Genomic DNA, 922 nt, shown 5'->3' with positions numbered 1-922 from the left:
GGATCGCCACGGTGCTTGATGCGGTGGACGCGGTGTGTGTGTTGACCTGTGGTGTCGACACGGTTGGCGGGGCGGGGGCGCGCCCGGTGCTGCGCGTCGACGGTCTAGACCTGTCCGGCCGGTGCGCCAAGCCGATCACCGACGTTGATCGGCTGGCGCCATTGGCGGTGGATGACACCGCCTACGTGATTTTCACCTCGGGGTCCACCGGTGCCCCTAAGGGGGTGCCGGTCAGTCACACCGGTCTGCTGGGGATGGCGGCGGCGCACCGTGAGGCGTTCGGGTTGGGCGCGGATGCGCGGGTGCTGATGGTGGCCGCGCCGACCTTTGACGCGTCGATCTTCGAATGGTTGTGGGCGGTGGCGTCGGGGGCGACGCTGGTGGTGGCGCCCCCTGACGCGTATGGCGGGGAGGCGCTGACCGAGTTGCTGCAGACTCAGCGGGTCAGCGCGGCGGTAGTGACTCCCACGGTGCTGGCGTCGCTGGATCGGGCCCGCCTGGACGGGGTGGACACGCTGGTTACCACGGGGGAGGCGTGCCCGGCGGAGTTGGTGGCCGCCTGGGCGCCGGGCCGGCGGATGTTCAATGGCTACGGCCCCTCCGAGACCACCATCTGTGCCACCTCCACCGCACCGCTGTCGGCGGGGCAGCCGGTGACCATCGGCACCCCGATTCCCGGGATGTGCGCGTTGGTGCTCGATGCACGGCTCAACCCCGCGCCGATCGGGGTGGCGGGCGAGTTGTATCTGAGCGGGCCGGCCCTGGCGCACGGATATCTGGGCCGCGTCGCGTTGACCGCGGAGCGGTTCGTGGCGAATCCTTTTGCGGCCGCAGTGGGGCCGGTCGGGGCGCGGATGTATCGGACCGGTGATCTGGTGCGCTGGACTTCGGCCGGTGCGTTGGAGTACTTGGGCCGCGCCGA

Annotated in this window: 1 protein-coding gene; it reads left to right on the top strand. The window is 70.7% G+C overall.

From position 1 onward, the window contains the following. Positions 1 to 922: AMP-binding protein (locus A5782_RS04440; protein WP_156623793.1), on the top strand; the 922-nt coding region annotated here is incomplete at both ends.

The organism is Mycobacterium sp. 852002-40037_SCH5390672, from assembly GCF_001665875.1.
Classification (GTDB): domain Bacteria; phylum Actinomycetota; class Actinomycetes; order Mycobacteriales; family Mycobacteriaceae; genus Mycobacterium.
The sequence above is the reverse complement of the archived record's forward strand: the minus strand, read 5'-3'. Positions and strand labels throughout refer to the sequence as shown.